The 16,887-nt window shown below is 63.7% G+C and carries 18 protein-coding genes; 11 read left to right on the forward strand and 7 right to left on the reverse strand.

Translation table 11 applies throughout. From position 1 onward, the window contains the following. Positions 1 to 35: 35 nt before the first annotated feature. A complete protein-coding gene (gene hisI, locus GN330_RS10125; protein ID WP_156712541.1) occupies positions 36 to 500 on the reverse strand; it encodes a phosphoribosyl-AMP cyclohydrolase in 465 nt (154 codons plus the stop codon). A 121-nt stretch (positions 501 to 621) separates the two neighbouring features. Further along, entirely contained in the window at positions 622 to 1,245 is a 624-nt protein-coding gene (folE, locus tag GN330_RS10130) for a GTP cyclohydrolase I FolE (protein WP_156712542.1), read from the reverse strand. Between the two features lie 240 nt (positions 1,246 to 1,485). Here folE and GN330_RS10135 point away from each other — a divergent pair, with 240 nt between their 5' ends. The 11 genes from GN330_RS10135 to GN330_RS10185 all read left to right on the forward strand — a co-directional run bounded on the left by GN330_RS10135 (position 1,486) and on the right by GN330_RS10185 (position 14,089). Continuing rightward, positions 1,486 to 1,932 (forward strand): iron-sulfur cluster assembly scaffold protein, encoded by a 447-nt coding sequence (locus GN330_RS10135; protein WP_156712543.1) that lies wholly within the window; start codon positions 1,486 to 1,488, stop codon positions 1,930 to 1,932. 100 nt (positions 1,933 to 2,032) lie between these two features. Beyond that, positions 2,033 to 2,365: a membrane protein insertion efficiency factor YidD gene (yidD, locus tag GN330_RS10140; protein ID WP_156712544.1), complete on the forward strand. Its 333-nt coding sequence runs from the start codon at positions 2,033 to 2,035 to the stop codon at positions 2,363 to 2,365. 150 nt (positions 2,366 to 2,515) lie between these two features. Continuing rightward, a complete protein-coding gene (locus GN330_RS10145) occupies positions 2,516 to 2,692 on the forward strand; it encodes a YegP family protein (RefSeq protein WP_106569238.1) in 177 nt (58 codons plus the stop codon). A gap of 199 nt (positions 2,693 to 2,891) precedes the next feature. Continuing rightward, positions 2,892 to 4,868 carry a threonine--tRNA ligase gene (gene thrS / locus GN330_RS10150; RefSeq protein ID WP_156712545.1) on the forward strand — a complete coding sequence of 659 codons (1,977 nt, stop codon included), beginning with the start codon at positions 2,892 to 2,894 and terminating at the stop codon, positions 4,866 to 4,868. A gap of 1,118 nt (positions 4,869 to 5,986) precedes the next feature. Then, complete coding sequence (locus GN330_RS10155) at positions 5,987 to 6,598, forward strand: gamma-glutamylcyclotransferase family protein (protein WP_156712546.1); 612 nt, start codon at positions 5,987 to 5,989, stop codon at positions 6,596 to 6,598. Positions 6,599 to 6,734: 136 nt separating this feature from the next. Then, entirely contained in the window at positions 6,735 to 8,114 is a 1,380-nt protein-coding gene (locus GN330_RS10160; RefSeq protein WP_156712547.1) for a class II 3-deoxy-7-phosphoheptulonate synthase, read from the forward strand. 190 nt (positions 8,115 to 8,304) lie between these two features. Then, the gene (locus GN330_RS10165; RefSeq protein ID WP_197435109.1) at positions 8,305 to 9,918 is read left to right on the forward strand and encodes an ArnT family glycosyltransferase; all 1,614 of its coding nucleotides are present in this window, start codon (positions 8,305 to 8,307) and stop codon (positions 9,916 to 9,918) included. Between the two features lie 127 nt (positions 9,919 to 10,045). Further along, the gene (locus GN330_RS10170; protein ID WP_156712549.1) at positions 10,046 to 10,864 is read left to right on the forward strand and encodes a DODA-type extradiol aromatic ring-opening family dioxygenase; all 819 of its coding nucleotides are present in this window, start codon (positions 10,046 to 10,048) and stop codon (positions 10,862 to 10,864) included. 72 nt (positions 10,865 to 10,936) lie between these two features. Beyond that, entirely contained in the window at positions 10,937 to 11,524 is a 588-nt protein-coding gene (locus GN330_RS10175) for a hemerythrin domain-containing protein (RefSeq protein WP_156712550.1), read from the forward strand. A 125-nt stretch (positions 11,525 to 11,649) separates the two neighbouring features. Beyond that, on the forward strand, positions 11,650 to 12,363 hold the full coding sequence (locus GN330_RS10180) for a DNA-3-methyladenine glycosylase I (RefSeq protein ID WP_156712551.1): 714 nt from the start codon (positions 11,650 to 11,652) through the stop codon (positions 12,361 to 12,363). 52 nt (positions 12,364 to 12,415) lie between these two features. Next, complete coding sequence (locus tag GN330_RS10185; RefSeq protein WP_156712552.1) at positions 12,416 to 14,089, forward strand: NAD+ synthase; 1,674 nt, start codon at positions 12,416 to 12,418, stop codon at positions 14,087 to 14,089. A gap of 46 nt (positions 14,090 to 14,135) precedes the next feature. Here the strand turns inward: GN330_RS10185 and GN330_RS10190 are convergent, their stop codons facing one another. The 5 genes from GN330_RS10190 to GN330_RS10210 form a co-directional block, all read right to left on the reverse strand. After that, positions 14,136 to 14,756, reverse strand: a complete 621-nt coding sequence (locus tag GN330_RS10190; protein WP_156712553.1) for an ATP-dependent Clp protease proteolytic subunit — start codon at positions 14,754 to 14,756, stop codon at positions 14,136 to 14,138. 40 nt (positions 14,757 to 14,796) lie between these two features. Further along, positions 14,797 to 15,171 (reverse strand): SRPBCC family protein, encoded by a 375-nt coding sequence (locus GN330_RS10195; RefSeq protein WP_156712554.1) that lies wholly within the window; start codon positions 15,169 to 15,171, stop codon positions 14,797 to 14,799. Next, positions 15,168 to 15,587 carry an ArsR/SmtB family transcription factor gene (locus tag GN330_RS10200; protein ID WP_343040521.1) on the reverse strand — a complete coding sequence of 140 codons (420 nt, stop codon included), beginning with the start codon at positions 15,585 to 15,587 and terminating at the stop codon, positions 15,168 to 15,170. Before GN330_RS10200 ends, GN330_RS10195 begins: the two co-directional genes overlap by 4 nt. Positions 15,588 to 15,698: 111 nt before the next feature. Further along, positions 15,699 to 15,926, reverse strand: coding sequence for a hypothetical protein (locus GN330_RS10205; protein WP_156712555.1), 228 nt, complete (start codon positions 15,924 to 15,926; stop codon positions 15,699 to 15,701). Positions 15,927 to 15,943: 17 nt separating this feature from the next. After that, positions 15,944 to 16,750, reverse strand: a complete 807-nt coding sequence (locus tag GN330_RS10210) for an alpha/beta fold hydrolase (protein WP_156712556.1) — start codon at positions 16,748 to 16,750, stop codon at positions 15,944 to 15,946. Between the last annotated feature and the right edge of the window lie 137 nt (positions 16,751 to 16,887).

A 16,887-nucleotide genomic window follows, 5' to 3' on the forward strand; every position in this document is an offset into this window, starting at 1 on the left:
GTATCAAAACCGTGAATCGGCGGTTCAGTCCCCGTTCATGGCCGATTTTGGTCTCCGTACATGGAATCGGCGTCGAATTTCGGTGCCTCGTCGTCCTTGGCGAGCCGGGCAGCGCCTTCCGCGGCGAAGACCGCGCGGTAGAAGCAGGAACGCCGCCCGGTGTGACAGGTTGCATCGTGACCGGCCACGCGTACGCGCAGCCACACCGCATCCTGATCGCAATCGGTGCGCATTTCGATGACGTGCTGGAGATTGCCGGAGGTTTCCCCCTTTTTCCAAAGCCTGTCGCGCGAGCGCGACCAGTAATGTGCGATCCCGGTTTGCAGCGTCATGGCAAGCGCTTCGGCGTTCATATGCGCCAGCATCAGCACCGTGCCGTCCTCGGCATCGGTGACCACGGCCGTCACCAGCCCGCTGGCGTCGAAACGCGGCGTGAAGGCTGCGCCTTCCTCCAGTTCGCTCTTGGAAGTCGGCGGGGCGGGAAAATCGGATCGAGTCATGCCGGGTCCTGTGTTGAGCCATGCGTCTTTGACATAAAGCCGCCCGCGCCGTGCGATGCTCGCGGGCGGCCGGGCCCGTCTTGCGACGAAGGACTGCGGACCGCCGTCAGCCGGCGCAAGGTCAGGCTCTCGCGCCCGCCCGCAACAGCGTGAAGAAGCGCGCCTGCTCGTCTGGGCTGTCCTTGAAGATACCGGTGAAGGTGGAGGTCAGTGTGGTCGCGCCCTGTTTGCGGATGCCGCGCATGGCCATGCACATGTGCTCGGCCTCCACGATGACGGCGACGCCGCGCGGATTAAGTATGTCCTGGATGGTGGAGGCGATCTGCGCCGTCATCGCCTCCTGCGTCTGCAGGCGCTGGGCGAAGATATCGACCACGCGGGCAAGCTTGGACAGGCCGACCACGCGGCCGTCCGGCAGATAGCCGATATGCGCCTTGCCGATGATCGGCACCATGTGATGCTCGCAATGGGAATGGAAATAGACGTCGCGCTCGATGACCATATCGTCGAAGCCGGCGACCTCCTCGAAGGTGCGGCCGAGTTCGTCGGCAGGGTCGCGCTCGTAGCCGGAAAACATCTCCCGGTAGGCCTTGGCGACGCGCTGGGGGGTGTCGAGCAGGCCTTCCCGGTCCGGGTTCTCGCCGATCCAGCGCAAAAGCGTGCGTACGGCATCTTCGGCCTCGGCCTGGCTGGGCCTGTCGGCGGTCATGACGGATTTGGCGAACGATTTGACGATTGCGTCCATGAAAAGCGTCTCCCGTAGTTCCCCTCCACGGAGGAACGAGTTGAACGGACCACGGCCTTTTCAGGGATTGCGGGAACGAAATTCCGAAACTGCCCGAAAATGGCATCGTGTTTTCCGTTGCGCCAAGACCGTTCGTCTTGCTGCAACGGTAACCCAGGCATTATATATGAGCGGATACAACAATTGGAAGGCGGCAGACGGAAACGGATTGTCGCAAATTCGACGGACGTGTGAAAAATCATGATCAACGACGTCTACAACGCGAAAATTCTCGGCTTTGCCGGTAATATTGCGCGCATCGGGCGGCTCGACGACGCCGATGCCACCGCCAAGGCGCATTCCAAGCTGTGCGGGTCCACCGTTGTCGTCGACCTGAAGATGAAGGATGGCATCGTCACCGATTTCGCGCATGAGGTGAAGGCGTGCGCGCTCGGCCAGGCCTCGTCCTCGATCATGGCCAGCCATGTCGTGGGCGCCTCGGCGGAGGAATTGCGGGCCGTGCGCGAGACCATGCGCAGGATGCTGAAGGAAGAGGGGGCGCCACCGGAAGGCCGCTTCGCGGACCTGAAATATCTGGAGCCGGTGCGCGACTACAAGGCCCGCCATGCCTCGACGCTTTTGACCTTCGACGCGGTTGTCGACGCGATCGGCCAGATCGAGAAAAAGCGCGCCGAACAAGCGGCTTGACGAGCGGGAGCGGACGGGATGCGCTCCTGTGAGGCCCTCGCCAACCATCGCGAGGCGGTGTCGGTGATCGTCGGCGTCGCGCCGGTTCGATGACACGACGATGACCGGTCGCTCGCGCAATTTTGGCGGAGCCTGGGCGAAGACGCCGGGACGGCTGTTCGGCACCGGCTTCGTGAGGCTTTACCAGCTCACCCTGTCGGGCTTCATCGGCAATTCCTGCCGGCATTTTCCGACCTGTTCGGAATATGCCTATGAGGCGATCGCCCGCCACGGGCTGTGGCCGGGGGGGTGGCTAGCCCTTTTCAGGGTGATGCGCTGCGGTCCGGGCGGCACGCATGGCATCGACAACGTGCCCGAGAGGCTCGATGCGCGGCTTCGTTGGTATATGCCGTGGCGATACTGGAGCGTGGGGCGCGGTTCGCCCGCCGGGTGAGCCAATCGCGTTAGGATGCCGTTCGAGGCGCCGGGTGGCCACAGATTGGGGCATAACCGCGTCTGCAGCGTCAACCAGCGCTTGTTCCGAAGCGCGGGCGCTGGCAGTTTGCGAATCGTATTGTTCCCAAATCGGAGAGGGAGGCCGCACATGGCTCATAAGTTCGAGATCTACAAGGACAAGAAGGGCGAGTTCCGCGTTCGCTTCAAATATAACAGCGAGATCATGTTCTCGACCGAGGGTTACACCTCGAAATCGAGCGCCCAGAATGCGATCGATTCTATCAAGAAGAACGGACCGGACGCTCCGGTCGAAGACAACAGCTAACGGGCGGCGGGGCCTGCCACCCCCGCCTTCACCCCTATCGCGGTTCGCGACGGGCTTCGCCCGCTTCGCGCAGGCTTTACGCGCGTCGGAACGGTGCCTATGTAGCGTGCCGTCCGGTGCGCTTTGCCTTGGCGTGTGCGCCGGTTGATCAAATACGACACCACCCGCGTTCGTGTGCGGGACTGGATAGGAGACGACGATGTCGCAGATTTCCCTAAAATTTCCCGATGGATCCGTGCGCGAGCACGACGCGACGACGACCGGCGCGCAGCTTGCCGAATCGATCTCGAAATCGCTGGCCAAGAAGGCGGTCGCCTATGCGCTCGACGGCACGGTGCGCGACCTGGCCGATCCGATCGGCACCTCCGGCGCGGTCGAGATCATCACCCGCGACGATCCGCGCGCGCTGGAACTGATCCGCCACGACGCCGCCCATGTGCTGGCCGAGGCGGTGCAGGAATTGTGGCCCGGCACCCAGGTTACCATCGGACCGGTGATCGAAAACGGGTTTTATTACGATTTCGCGCGCAACGAGCCGTTCACTCCGGAGGATTTTCCCGCCATCGAGAAAAAGATGCGCGAGATCATCGGCCGCAACAACGCGTTCACCAGACAGGTTTGGGATCGCGAGAAGGCCAGGCAGGTTTTTCGCGACAAGGGCGAGGCCTACAAGGTTGAACTGATCGACGCGATCCCGGAAGACCAGGAACTCAAGATCTATTTCCAGGGCGATTGGTTCGACCTGTGCCGAGGCCCGCATATGGCCTCGACCGGACAGATTGGCAACGCCTTCAAGCTGATGAAGGTGGCAGGCGCCTATTGGCGCGGTGACGCCAACAATCCCATGCTGACGCGTATCTACGGTACGGCCTGGGCCGACCAGAAGCAGCTTGACGGCTATCTCCACATGCTCGCGGAAGCCGAGAAGCGCGACCACCGCCGCCTCGGCCGCGAGATGGATTTGTTTCATTTCCAGGAGGAGGGGCCGGGCGTCGTCTTCTGGCATTCCAAGGGCTGGAGGATGTTCCAGAACCTGGTCGCCTATATGCGCCGGCGCCTCGACCAGGAAGATTACGAGGAGGTCAACGCCCCGCAGGTGCTCGACAAGGGCCTGTGGGAGACGTCCGGCCACTGGGGCTGGTATCGAGAAAACATGTTCAAGGTGCAGGTCGCCGGAGACGACGCGGAGGACGACCGCGTCTTCGCGTTGAAGCCGATGAACTGTCCCGGCCACGTGCAGATCTTCAAGCACGGCCTGAAATCCTATCGCGACCTGCCGATCCGGCTGGCCGAATTCGGCAATGTCCACCGCTACGAGCCGTCGGGCGCCCTGCACGGTCTGATGCGCGTGCGCGGCTTCACACAGGACGACGCGCATATCTTCTGCACCGAGGACCAGCTTGCGGCCGAATGTCTGAAGATCAACGACCTGATCCTGTCGACCTATGCCGATTTCGGCTTCGAGGAGATCACGGTATTTTTCTCCACGAGGCCGGAAAAGCGCGTCGGCTCGGACGCGCTCTGGGACCATGCCGAGGAAATCATGGGCCGCGTGCTGACGCAGATCCAGCAGTCGGACAACCGCATCAAGACGGCGATCAATCCCGGCGACGGCGCGTTCTACGGTCCGAAATTCGACTATGTGCTGAAGGACGCGATCGGCCGCGAATGGCAATGCGGCACCACCCAGGTCGATTTCAACCTGCCGGAGCGGTTCGGCGCCTTCTATATCGGCGCGGATTCGGAAAAAAAGCAGCCGGTGATGATCCATCGCGCAATTTGCGGGTCGATGGAGCGTTTCCTGGGCATTCTGATCGAGAATTACGCCGGTCATTTCCCGCTCTGGTTCGCGCCGTTGCAGGTCGTGGTCGCCACCATTACCTCGGATGCCGACGACTACGCGCAAGACGTGGCGCGCACGCTGAAGGATCGCGGACTGATCGTGGAAACCGATCTGCGCAACGAAAAGATCAATTACAAGGTGCGCGAACATTCCCTGACCAAGGTGCCGGTGCTTCTGGTATGCGGCCGGCGCGAGGCGGAGGAGGGCACGGTCAATCTGCGCCGGCTCGGTTCGCGCGACCAGCAGTCGCTGGCGTTTGCCGACGCGGTCGCCATGCTCGCCGAGGAGGCGACGCCGCCCGATCTGCGCCGGCGGCGCGCCAAGGCGGGCTGACCAGCCCACCTGTCAGGTGGAAGAGCGCGCGCGGCGGTGGCGCCGCGCGCTCGATGCGTGTCTTCGCCTGCGAGCAGCCAGGCGATGACCCGCGGCCACAAGGCGGCGGCGTTTTTCTGGCGGAAAAAGCCGAGATGGCCGAGACGGGCCGCGCCAGCATCGCCGGGCGAAAAATCCAGTATCGTCCAGCGAGCGGCGGAAAATTGTTCGATCAGCGCTGCCGTGGCGCGCCCGGTCGACCAGCGGTCGTCGCTGGCGCGTACCGATAGAAGCGGGATGTCGATCGACGCGAAGCCGGCATGGTCGGCCAATCGCGGATCGTCGAACAGGAAGCCGGGCCGCCGGCACCAGCGCGCCCAGTCGCGGAAGATCGTTCCCGGCAGCGTCTCGCCGATTCCGAGCCATGCCGGCGCGACGCCGAGCAGCCGGCTTACCGGCACCCCGATCAGGTTCATCGCCAGGAAAAGCCGCAGCTTCTCGTCGGTGAAGCCGAGATAGCCGTTCGCCGACGCGACCATCGCGTAGCGGGAAAATTCCGTCCGGTATCGGCACAAACCCAGCATTGTGCCGCCGATCGACTGGCCGATGCCGACCAGCGGGCGGCCCGGGAAAAGACGCCTGAGAAGCAGGGCGCCGCCCGCCATGTCGTTGACGCCCCAATCCTTCATCGCGACGCTGCCGCGCCAGTCCCGCGGCACGGCCGAGCCGCCCACGCCGCGATAGTCGTAGGTTAGGACCGCGGCCGCTCCGGCCGCGACGGCGGCCTCGGCGAAGCGGCCGTAATGGTCGCGGCGTATCGCGGCGGCGCTCGACAGAAGCACCGCGGGACCGGTGTTGGCGCTGTTTGAATAAAGCGTGCCGCGCAAGGGAAATCCGTCGGCGGCCTGGAACATGACGGTGGCGATATCCACGGTTCTGTCCGGGGCGGGAGGAGGCGGCGACGAGGTCGTGGCGTCGCGCCGGGGCACTTTGGGGGAAGCCGCAATCATGCCTTTCGGTAAGCGGAGCCGGCGGGCCTGTCGGTAGGTTATTTCACATAGAGGCCACGCAAACCGATCGTGCCGAGCGGTTGGCGCCTGGGCTTGCGACGCCTGTGCGCAGCGCCTATCCCAAGGACGATGCCACAAGAGACCTCATCGATCGACGATCCGACGGACGGGGACGGAGCCCTGATCGCCTATTTCGGCTATGGCTCGCTAGTCAACCGCGCAACCCACCGCACCACGATCGTCGACGCGATGCCGGCACGCCTCGCGGGTTGGCGCCGGTTATGGCGCCCTCGGCCGGACATGCCCGGCTTTCCCGCCGCCCTTTTGACCGTGCGGCGGGAAGCTGGCGCGGCCTGCGACGGGTTGTTGGTGGTGGACAAGGCCGAAAACCTCGCGGCCGTCGACGCGCGCGAGGCGCGCTACCGCCGGGTCCGGCTTTCGCCCGCCGCGCTTGAGCCAAGGGGCATTCTGCCACGCGATTGCCCGCTCTACGTCTACGAGGCCGTGCCCGACCTGCCGCTTCACCGCGAGCCGCCCAAAATCCTGCGGTCCTATCTCGACGCCGTCATGCAGGGATTCTTCGTCGAGCATGGCGAGGACGGCCTTCGGCGTCTGGTTGCGGAAACGGAAGGGTTCGACACGCCGATTCACGACGATCGGCATGAGCCGGTCTATCCGCGCGCCATCGCGCTGAGCCCGGCCGAGCGGGATTTGTTCGACCGTCTCCTGGGCCGATCGTAGCAGGCGACGGCCCGATCAGGCGCGGTCCGAACCGGGCTGGGTGGGGTGGAAGAGCCCGAAACCTTCCTGTATAGGGCTGCATCTCCTAGAATGGAGCCTACGGACCGTGGGTCCGCCTTGACGATTGGGTGCTGTGATGACGAACAAATGGTCGCCGAACTCCTGGCGTGAAAAACCGATCAGCCAGGTTCCGGCCTATCCGAATGCCGATATCCTGGCCGAAACCGAACAGCAACTGTCGACCTATCCGCCGCTGGTTTTTGCAGGCGAAGCGCGCAAGCTGAAAAAACAGCTCGCCGCGGTAGCCGACGGGCAGGCGTTCCTGCTGCAGGGCGGGGATTGCGCCGAAAGCTTCGCCGAGCACGGCGCCGACAATATTCGCGACTTTTTCCGCGTTTTCTTGCAGATGGCGGTGGTGCTCACCTTCGCCGGCTCGCAACCGGTGGTCAAGATCGGGCGGATCGCCGGCCAGTTCGCCAAGCCGCGCTCGTCCGACAACGAAACCAAAGGCGATGTGACGCTGCCGAGCTATCGCGGCGACATCATCAACGGCATCGAGTTCGACGAGAAGTCGCGCGTGCCCGACCCGGCGCGCCAGAAAATGGCCTACCGCCAGTCCGCGGCGACGCTCAACCTTCTGCGCGCTTTCGCCCAGGGCGGCTTCGCCAGCCTGGAAAACACTCATAAATGGATGCTCGGCTTCGTGTCCGACAGCCCGCAGGGGGAACGTTACCAGGCGCTCGCCGACCGGATTACCGAGACGGTCGACTTCATGCGCGCCGTAGGCATTACGTCGGAAACCAACCACGCGCTGCGCGAGACGGATTTCTACACCAGCCACGAGGCCCTGCTGTTGGGTTACGAGGAGGCGCTGACCCGGGTCGATTCCACCTCGGGCGACTGGTATGCGACCTCCGGCCACCTGATCTGGATCGGCGACCGGACGCGCCAGCCCGATCACGCCCATGTGGAATATTGCCGGGGAATCAAGAATCCGCTCGGTCTGAAATGCGGTCCCTCGACGACGCCGGACGGCCTGATCGAGCTTATCGATCTACTCAATCCGCATAACGAACCCGGCCGACTGACGCTGATTTCGCGCTTCGGCGCGGAAAAGGTGGGCGACCATCTGCCCAAGCTGATCCGCGCGGTGGAAAAGGAAGGCCGCAAGGTGGTGTGGTCGTGCGATCCCATGCACGGCAACACGATCACCCTGAACAGCTACAAGACCAGGCCGTTCGACCGGGTGTTGAAGGAAGTGGAGACCTTTTTCGAGGTTCACCGCGCCGAGGGCACCCATCCGGGTGGCATCCATGTCGAGATGACGGGCAAGAACGTCACCGAATGCACCGGCGGCGCGCGGGCGATCTCGGCGGAGGATCTGCATGACCGCTATCACACCCATTGCGATCCGCGCCTCAACGCAGATCAGGCGATCGAACTTGCCTTCCTGGTTTCGGAACTGCTGAAAAAGGGTCGCGGCGGTATCCCCGACCGCCAAGTGGTCAATCTTTGATGCTTTTGGCGCGGCCGGGACATCGGTCCCGGCCGCGCCGGTCCTGCAACAGGCGCCCGCGCAGGCAAGATAGAGTGATAAAGGCGGTTCGGGCGTCACCGAAGCACGGGACGGTTTGGTGGAGCGCAGCGCGATAGGCGGGCCCGCGCAAGCCCGGGCGGAGCCCCTCGCGAGCCGATCGGCCGGCCGCGTGTGGGGCTGGGCGCTGGCGCATCCCTACCTTGCGGTAACCGCGCTTATAGTGGTCCAGACCGTTCCCACCCTTTGGGCGCGCGAGCTGTGGTGGCTCGACGAACTGCGCCATGCCGCGGTTTTGAGCGAGCTGCTCGACCATGGCCATTGGCTGGCGCTGTTTCTCAATGGCGAATTCTATCCTGACAAGCCGGCCGGCTATTTCTGGCTGCTGGCGTCGCTGAGCCTCGTCACAGGCACGCAAGCGCCGTGGATCCATTTTCTCGCCGTCGCGATCGGCGCGGTGATGATGGCTGCTGCGACGGTCTGGCTCGCGCGCATCGTGGCGCCGCAAGACCGAGGGCTGGCGCTCACCGCGGCGGTCGTGCTCGTGACAGGCCTGTTTTTCGTCGAGCGCATGCACTATCCGCGCATGGACCCGCATTTCGGTGCATTCATCGCCTGGAGCCTGGGTGCTTTCTTTCTGGCGCTGTCGCGGCCGCGCGCCGTCGGGTGGATGGTCGCAGCCTTTGTTTTTTCGGCCTGCGCCGTGCTTGTCAAAGGGCCGATCGGCATCGTGTTTCCGCTGCTCACGGCGTTTGCCTGGCTGTTGTGGCGAGGGCGGCTGTCGCGGCTGTTTGGCGTCGACGTCGCATATGGAATCGCCGTTTTCGTCGCCATCCTGGGGCTTTACGCCTTCGGGCTCTATCGCGTGCAGGGGCAGGCCTATCTGCAGGCGCTGGCCGGCGATGTCGGCACCCGGGCGGTGGCCGACGGCTTCAGGCTCTATTTCCACCTGCCGCACTACCTGTTCATGCTCGCCTATCGCTGGCTGCCATGGACATTGTTGCTGCTGGTGCTGCCGTGGCCGGGACTGCTGTCGGCCCTCCGGCCCGCCCGCCTCGGCGCGGCGCGCGCGGCCGGCGATGGCGGTTATGCCTTTTTGGTGTTGTCGGTCGCTGCCCCGCTCGTCGTTTTGACCTTCCTGCGCTATGTGAGCATGAATTTCCTGCTCTGCTTCTATCCTGCCCTCGCGGTTCTGACCGGCCGCGTCGTACTCGATCTGGTGCCGAGGCGGGCCCTTTTGTTCCGCTCGTTGGTCGCCGGCCTGTTGTTGCTCGGAGTTCCCGTTCTGATCGCTGTCGCCTGGCGGAACTATTACGGCTTCTTCCTCGCCGGCAATCTGGTCGCCGGCCTGGTTCTGGCTCCGTTCGCGCTCAGCCTGTGGTTGCGGCGTGCGGCCGAGTGGTGTCGATGGCTGCCGCTGTTGGCGCTGTCCGTCGCGGCTGTGTCGCTGCCGCATTTCCTACTCACCCTGCCGGCTCTCGACATCCGCAAGAGCACGCGGCCCGCCTGCGAGGCCGCCAGACCCTATTTGGAGGCGGGGTGGAAGCCGCTGGTGCTGCGGCCGGGGCGCTGGAGCGGCGTGTTCCAGTATTATTGCGGGCGCCGTATTCCCGAAATCGTCGGTTGGGAGGCGCTCCTTGGCGAGATCGCCCGACGGGACAAGGTTGTGGTGTTCATGCAGGAGGGAGGCTGGGCGCAGCTTGCGCCCAATCCGGGCGGATTTCGGTTGATCGGCCCTCAAGGCGCGCGTTTCGTCGCCGTCGCCTGTGAAGGCTGCGGCCGCTGATGCCCGTCGTGGGAACGGCTATAGGCCAGGCTATGAACGGTGTTTCACCGATCGTTTCATCCCAGTGAACGCTCAGTCGTCGGCGGGCGGATTGCACCGATGACCGGTTCCTTCCTATATCGGCGTCATGAGCACAATCCCCAGCCTTTTCATCTCGCATGGCGGGCCCAACATCGTGACCGACGACACGCCGGCCCGCGATTTTCTCAAAAGCCTGTCCGGTCTGATTCCACGCCCGAAGGCGATCGTGATCGTGTCGGCCCATTTCGAGACCGGCGGTGTTTCGGTGGTCACCGACCCAAAGCCGGGCATGATCTACGATTTCGGCGGCTTTGCGCCGGAACTTTACCAAATGGTCTATCCGGCGCCGGGCAGTCCGGAACTCGCCGGACGCGTGGTCGAGCTGTTGGCGAAGGCCGGCCTGGCGCCCACCCACACGGTCCAGCGCGGCTTCGATCACGGCACCTGGACGCCGCTTTTGCTGGCCTATCCGCAGGCCGACATTCCCGTCGTTCAGGTCTCGGTCGATCCCGACCGTGACGCGCGCTGGCATTACGCGGTCGGCTGCGCCCTGGCGCCGCTGGCCAAGGAAGGTGTGCTGATGATCGGCTCCGGTCACATCACCCACAATCTGCGCGCGGTAATTCCGGTCATGCGCGGCGGCGCGTCTGTCGACCAGGCGATGGTCGACAAGGTCGAGGCTTTTACCGGCTGGTTGGCTGAACATCTCGCCGTCGGAGATATCGAGGCGCTGCTCGACTGGAAGACCCGCGCGCCTTATCCGGTCGAAAACCATCCGAGCGACGAACATTTGATGCCGCTATTCTTTGCCGTCGGGGCCGCCGGCGAGGCAGCGACCGGTACACGCGTTCACGCCTCGCGGCAGTTCGGCCTTTTCGCTTTCGACGCTTATCTTTTCAGCCGATCGGTGGCGGACGACGTGTAAAGTCGTGGTCGGTCGCGCCAACGCGCTTTCAGGCCGCGTCCGCGGCGGAGTTGGGTGAATGGACAGGTTTGAATGAGCGAACTCCAAACTCCCGATCTCCTGGAGCGGTCAGGTCTGCCCGACGATCTGCGCTTTCTGGTCGAGAAATATCCGCGCTCCGACTGGGCCGCGCATCGCAATATTGGCGGTATGGCGCAGTTCTGGCTGCAACGTCACGCCATGTTCCGCGACCTCGGCGGCCTGTTGACGACCGGTATTGCCGACTATCGCGAGGGCGTGCGGTCGGCAGCCGATTTCGCGCAATGGTTCGCGCCGCGCCTCAACTATTTTCTCGGCCATCTCGACGGGCACCACAATATTGAGGACCAGCATTATTTTCCGGTCTTCGCGCGGGCGGAAAAACGGCTCGCCCGCGGTTTCGAAATTCTCGACGGCGATCATCACGCCATCCACGACGTCCTCGAGCGCAATGCGGCGACGGCGAACGACTTTTTGCGCGCTCTTAACGCCGACGAGGACGCAAGGCGTTTTGCCGCCGACGCCTATGCCGACGCCAATCAGCGGCTCGTCGCCATGCTGACGCGGCATCTCGACGACGAGGAGGATTTGATCATTCCGCTGATCCTCGATCGCGGCGAAATGGCTCTCGGCGTGGCGTGAGCCTGTCAGCATCAGCGAGGTTGCGGTCTGGAGAGCGCTTGCGCGTCACGGCCAGGTGCCGCATTTTCTGCCTGCGTTGCGCACCGTGTCGGGCCTGATGCGGCCGCGACGCGCGGGAGGATCGTATGAAGACCATCGCCCAAATCCGCGAGCGCGCCGCCGAACGCAAGGGCGGCGAGGCCGCTCTTGCCACGCTGTTGCCGTCCGTGCCCGAGAATGCCGCCGTGGCGGCTATCCCCGACGACCGCGTGCTTTCGACCATGGCCAACAGGGTGTTTTGCGCCGGCTTCGTGTGGCGCGTGATCGAGCAGAAATGGCCCGGTTTCGAAGAAGCGTTTCTGGGTTTCAATCCCAAGCAGCTCCTGTTCCAGCCGGACGAGTTCTGGCACGATCTGGCCGGTGACGCGCGCATCGTGCGCAACCCGCAAAAGATCAAATCGGTGCGCGACAACGCCGCCTTTGTCGATAGGATTTCGCGCGAGCATGGTGGGTTTGGCCGGTTTCTCGCCGACTGGCCGGCCGACGACCAGGTCGGGTTGATGGCTTTCCTGGCCAAAAACGGCAGCCGGCTCGGCGGCAATACCGGACAATATCTGCTGCGCTGGCTGGGCTGGGACTGTTTTATCGTTTCGCGCGACATGGCGGCCGCCTTGCGCGATGCCGGGCTCGATATCGCAGAAAGCCCGAGTTCTAAGAAGGACCTTCACGCCATCCAGGCACAGCTCAATGCCTGGCGCACCGAAACCGGCCTGGCTTACGTTCACCTTTCGCGCATCCTGGCGATGTCGATCGGCGAGAACCATTCGCCAGAGGCATTGCGCGAGTATATGGGCGAATAGGCCTGCAGCGCGGCCATTGCCGCGTCGGCGCGGTCGCGCTACAGGCAGTGGCATGAGCATGCCTTCGACCCTTCGTATCGCCACCGCGCAACTGAACCCGATCGTCGGCGACGTCGTCGGCAATCTCGAAAAGGCGCGGGCAGCGCGTGCCGACGCGGCGCGCCACGGCGCCGAGCTGGTGCTGTTCACCGAATTGTTCATTGCCGGCTACCCGCCCGAGGATCTGGTTCTCAAGCCGGCCTTCGTGGCGGCCTGCGAACGCGCCGCGCTCGACCTCGCCGCCGAGACCGCCGATGGCGGGCCTGGGATCGTGATCGGCACACCGCTCGCGCGTTCGTCGGGCCTGCACAATGCGGTCATTGTCGCCGACGGCGGCAAGGTGCTCGGTGAACGCTACAAGCTCGACCTGCCGAATTATGGCGAATTCGACGAAAAGCGGGTTTTCGAGCCGGGACCGTCGATGCCCGGGCCGGTCGATTTTCGCGGCGTGCGCGTCGGTGTGCCGGTCTGCGAGGATATTTGGGGCGATCTCGGCGTGTGCGAGACGCTCGCCGAAAGCGGAGCCGAGCTTCTGCTGGTGCCCAACGGTTCGCCTTATTACCGCGGCAAGGTCGACATGCGCCAGCAGGTCGTGATCCGGCAGGTGATCGAGAGCGGTCTGCCGATTTTGTACGCCAACCAGCTCGGCGGCCAGGACGAACTCGTCTTCGACGGCGCCTCCTTCGCCATTGGTGCCGACAAGTCGCTCGCTTTCCAGATGAGCCAGTTCGAGGAGGCGGTCTCGGTTTCGACCTGGAAACGCGCGCCGGATGGCTGGGTCTGCGATGGCGGACCGATGTCGCAAATCCCCGAGGCGGAGGAGGCCGATTACCGCGCCTGCCTGCTGGGCCTGCGCGACTACGTCAACAAGAACGGTTTCAAGAACGTCGTCCTGGGACTGTCGGGCGGCATCGATTCGGCGATCTGCGCGGCGCTTGCCGTCGACGCGCTCGGCGAGGACCGGGTGAGGGCGGTGATGATGCCCTACACCTATACCACCAAGGACTCGCTCAAAGATGCCGAGGATTGCGCCCGCGCGCTCGGCTGTCGCTACGACACCGTGCCGATCTTCGAGCCCGTCCAGGGCTTTTCGCATGCCCTGACGCAGCTTTTCGAGGGCACCGAGGACGGCATCACCGAGGAAAACCTGCAGAGCCGGACGCGCGGCACCATTCTGATGGCGATCTCCAACAAGTTCGGCTCGATGGTAATCACCACCGGCAACAAGTCGGAAATGTCGGTAGGCTACGCGACGCTTTACGGCGACATGAATGGTGGCTTCAATCCGATCAAGGATCTTTACAAGATGCAGGTCTACGCCCTGTCGCGCTGGCGCAACGCCCATACCCCGCCGGGCGCGCTTGGCCCCACCGGCGAGGTCATTCCGAAAAACATCATCGACAAGGCGCCGTCGGCCGAATTGAAGCCCGACCAGACCGACCAGGATTCGCTGCCGCCCTATCCGGTACTTGACGATATCCTGGAATGTCTGGTGGAAAACGAGATGGGCGTCGACGCCATCGTCGCGCGCGGCCACGACCGCGAGACGGTGCACCGGATCGAACATCTGCTCTATATCGCCGAGTACAAGCGCCGCCAGGCGGCGCCGGGCGTCAAGATCACCCGCAAGAACTTTGGCCGCGACCGGCGCTATCCGATCACCAACCGGTTTCGGGATCGTTCGTAAGATTCCATTTAGCCGCGTTGTCCGTGATTTGTCGGCGCGTTGGCGACTATGGCGCTTTCGGTTTTTCCAGTTCCTTTCGCGTTGAATAGACCCGGTCGACTATCCCCCAGTCGCGGGCTTCCTGTGCAGTCATGAAGAAGTCGCGGTCGAGCGTGCGCTCGACCTCTTCTTCCGTGCGCCCGCAATGTTGTGAATAGAGCCGGATCATGCGCCGTTTCAGCTTCAATATGTCTTCCGCATGGCGTTGCACGTCGGATGCCTGACCGCGAAAGCCACCTGAGGGTTGGTGCAACACGATGCTCGCATTCGCGAGGGCGGCGCGTCGGCCGGGCTCGCCCGCCATCAACAGAAACGATCCCATCGAGCCGGCCGTTCCCATGCACACCGTGGCGACCGGGCTGTTGATGAAGCGCATTGTGTCATAGATCGCAAAGCCGCTGGACACCACGCCGCCCGGCGAGTTGATATAGAAGGAAATCTCGCGTTCGGGATTCTCCGATTCCAGAAACAGAAGTTGTGCGCAGATGAGCGCCGCCGAATCGTCGTTCACTTCGCCGTTGAGGAAAATGATCCGCTCGCGAAGCAGCCTAGAAAAGATATCGAAGGAGCGTTCGCCTTTGGGCGATTGCTCCACGACCATGGGGACGAGCGCCATCGTGTCGCGCATCGGCGATCTCCTTTGTTGTCGAGGTCGATTTGAGTTGGCGTCAGGCGGCGCGCGCGCGCGTGCCGGCGTTCTGGTTGGCAGCGCGCGGCACCAAGCGCATCGGTGGCTGGTGGACAAGCCGCAGCCGGGTTGCGACTGGCCCTTCCGACGCGATGTCTACCGTGACGCGGGAGGAGATGTTGTCGTCATCTGCCTCGCGCCAGCGGTATACGACGCGCGTTTTCGGCACGACATCGATGATCTGGAAGCTGTTTTCGGCCCTGGGTGCGCCGTTCGTATCGGCTTGTTCGGGCCGTGCGCCAAGCCACTCGGCAGCGAGAATGCTGTTCGTCAGAGCGCGCCAGACGGTATCAAGCGGCGCCTGGATCAACGTTTCCACAGCGATGTCAGGGATGCGGGTTTTGCCGGGCATCATTGGTCGAGCTCCTTCAAAAGTGTTTTCAGCCGCTCGATCCGCGCCGGCCAATAAACGCGATAGCGGTCGAACCAGTCGAGCAAAGGGGTAAGACCGTTTGGATCGACGACGTAATTGACGTGGCGACCGATGCGCCGCTCTCGCACGAGTCCGGCCTTGCGCAGGACCGTGAGGTGTTGCGAGATGGCAGGCTGCGACACGTCGAGCCCCTCTCTGACCTGTGTGGCGTTTTTCTCGCCCTCGACGAGCCGCTCGAACACGGCTCGGCGTGTCGGATCTGCCAGCGCCTTGAAAATTTCCGTTTCATTCATGCCAACAGATAAGCATACACTTATTTGATTCTCAAGAGCGGAGCCATTTTTCCCGAAAGGCCACCGGTTGCTGGAAACGGCTCGATGCCGGGAGGTGGCGGCCACAGAACCGGCGTCTGGTTTATGTCGCCGCGTATAGATGTTGCCGGGCTGCACCTGGTGCCGGATTGGCCGCAAGAAGTCGATGGCGGCAGGGTAATCCGATCACCAACCGATTCAGGGATCGGGCGCGACAAAGGGCATATGCCGGGCGAAAGCCGTCCACAGCCGGCGGATGCCGGCCAGAATCCGGGAGGTTTGCGGGCTTCGACCGCTGCGCGCGTTGCGGACGCGCTCGCCGAGCGCGTCGAGTTCGCGGATGCGGGTGACATGCTCGGCGCAGCCGCAACCCTCCCCGAGCGCGATCTTTTCCAGGTAGAACCGTTCGAAACTCTGTCGTTTCATCGGCGCCTCCCGCAGGTTCAGGTATCGTGTCCGACCAGAAAAGCCTCAAGCGCGGCATTGACCGCTTCCGGCGCCTCGATGGTCGAGGAATGGCCGGCTTTGGGGATGCGGACGAGTTTTGATCCAGGGATCAGGCGGTGCATGGTCTCCGATTTTTCAGGCGGGGTCGCGACATCCTCCTCGCCGACCAGGATGAGGGTTGGCGTCTTGATGGCCGCGATCGTCTCGCCAAGGCCCTGGCGGTCGATTACGCCGGCAACGGCACGGGTAATGCCGGTTCGGTCTGCCGAAACGATGCGTTTGCGCCACATCTCGCGCTCGGCCGCGCGCGTCGGATTGTCGAGATAGGTCTTGCCGAACATGATCGGCATGATCCTGCCGGAAACGATTCCCAGTCCGAACCAGCGCGCGATGAAATTGAGGGTCCGGTAGCGCGGGAGGTTTTTCGCCGGCTCCGCGCCCGCGGACGTATCCAGCAGCGTGAGCGAGCGCAGAAGTTCGGGCCGGCGCAGGGCAAGCCGCATGCCCACGAACCCGCCCATTGAAAGCCCGACAAAATGGCACGGGCCGACGTCGAGCGCCACAATCAGGGCGGCCGCGTCCTCCGTCAGCGTATCCATGTCGTAGCCGTCGCTTGCAATCGCGCTGTCGCCCTGGCCGCGATGATCGTAGGCGATGCAGCGGTAATGCTGTTTCAAACGGTCGATCTGGGCGCGAAACATTTCGCCGCGAAACAGCAGCCCATGCGAAAAAACGACGGTGTGCGGACCTGACCCCTCGTCCAGATAATGCAGTCTTGCCCCGTTCGCCTCGACATATGGCATGGTCTCGCTCCAGCTTGACCGGTGCGAAACAGTGTCGGGCATGATGCCGGGCTTGGCAAGGCGGCGCATACGGTGCCTTGCATGCCCCGCTTGCGACGCCGAAACTGGCGGTCGCGCGGGCCGAACGTGGAAACCGC

Source organism: Nitratireductor arenosus, from assembly GCF_009742725.1.
GTDB lineage: Bacteria > Pseudomonadota > Alphaproteobacteria > Rhizobiales > Rhizobiaceae > Mangrovimarina > Mangrovimarina arenosa.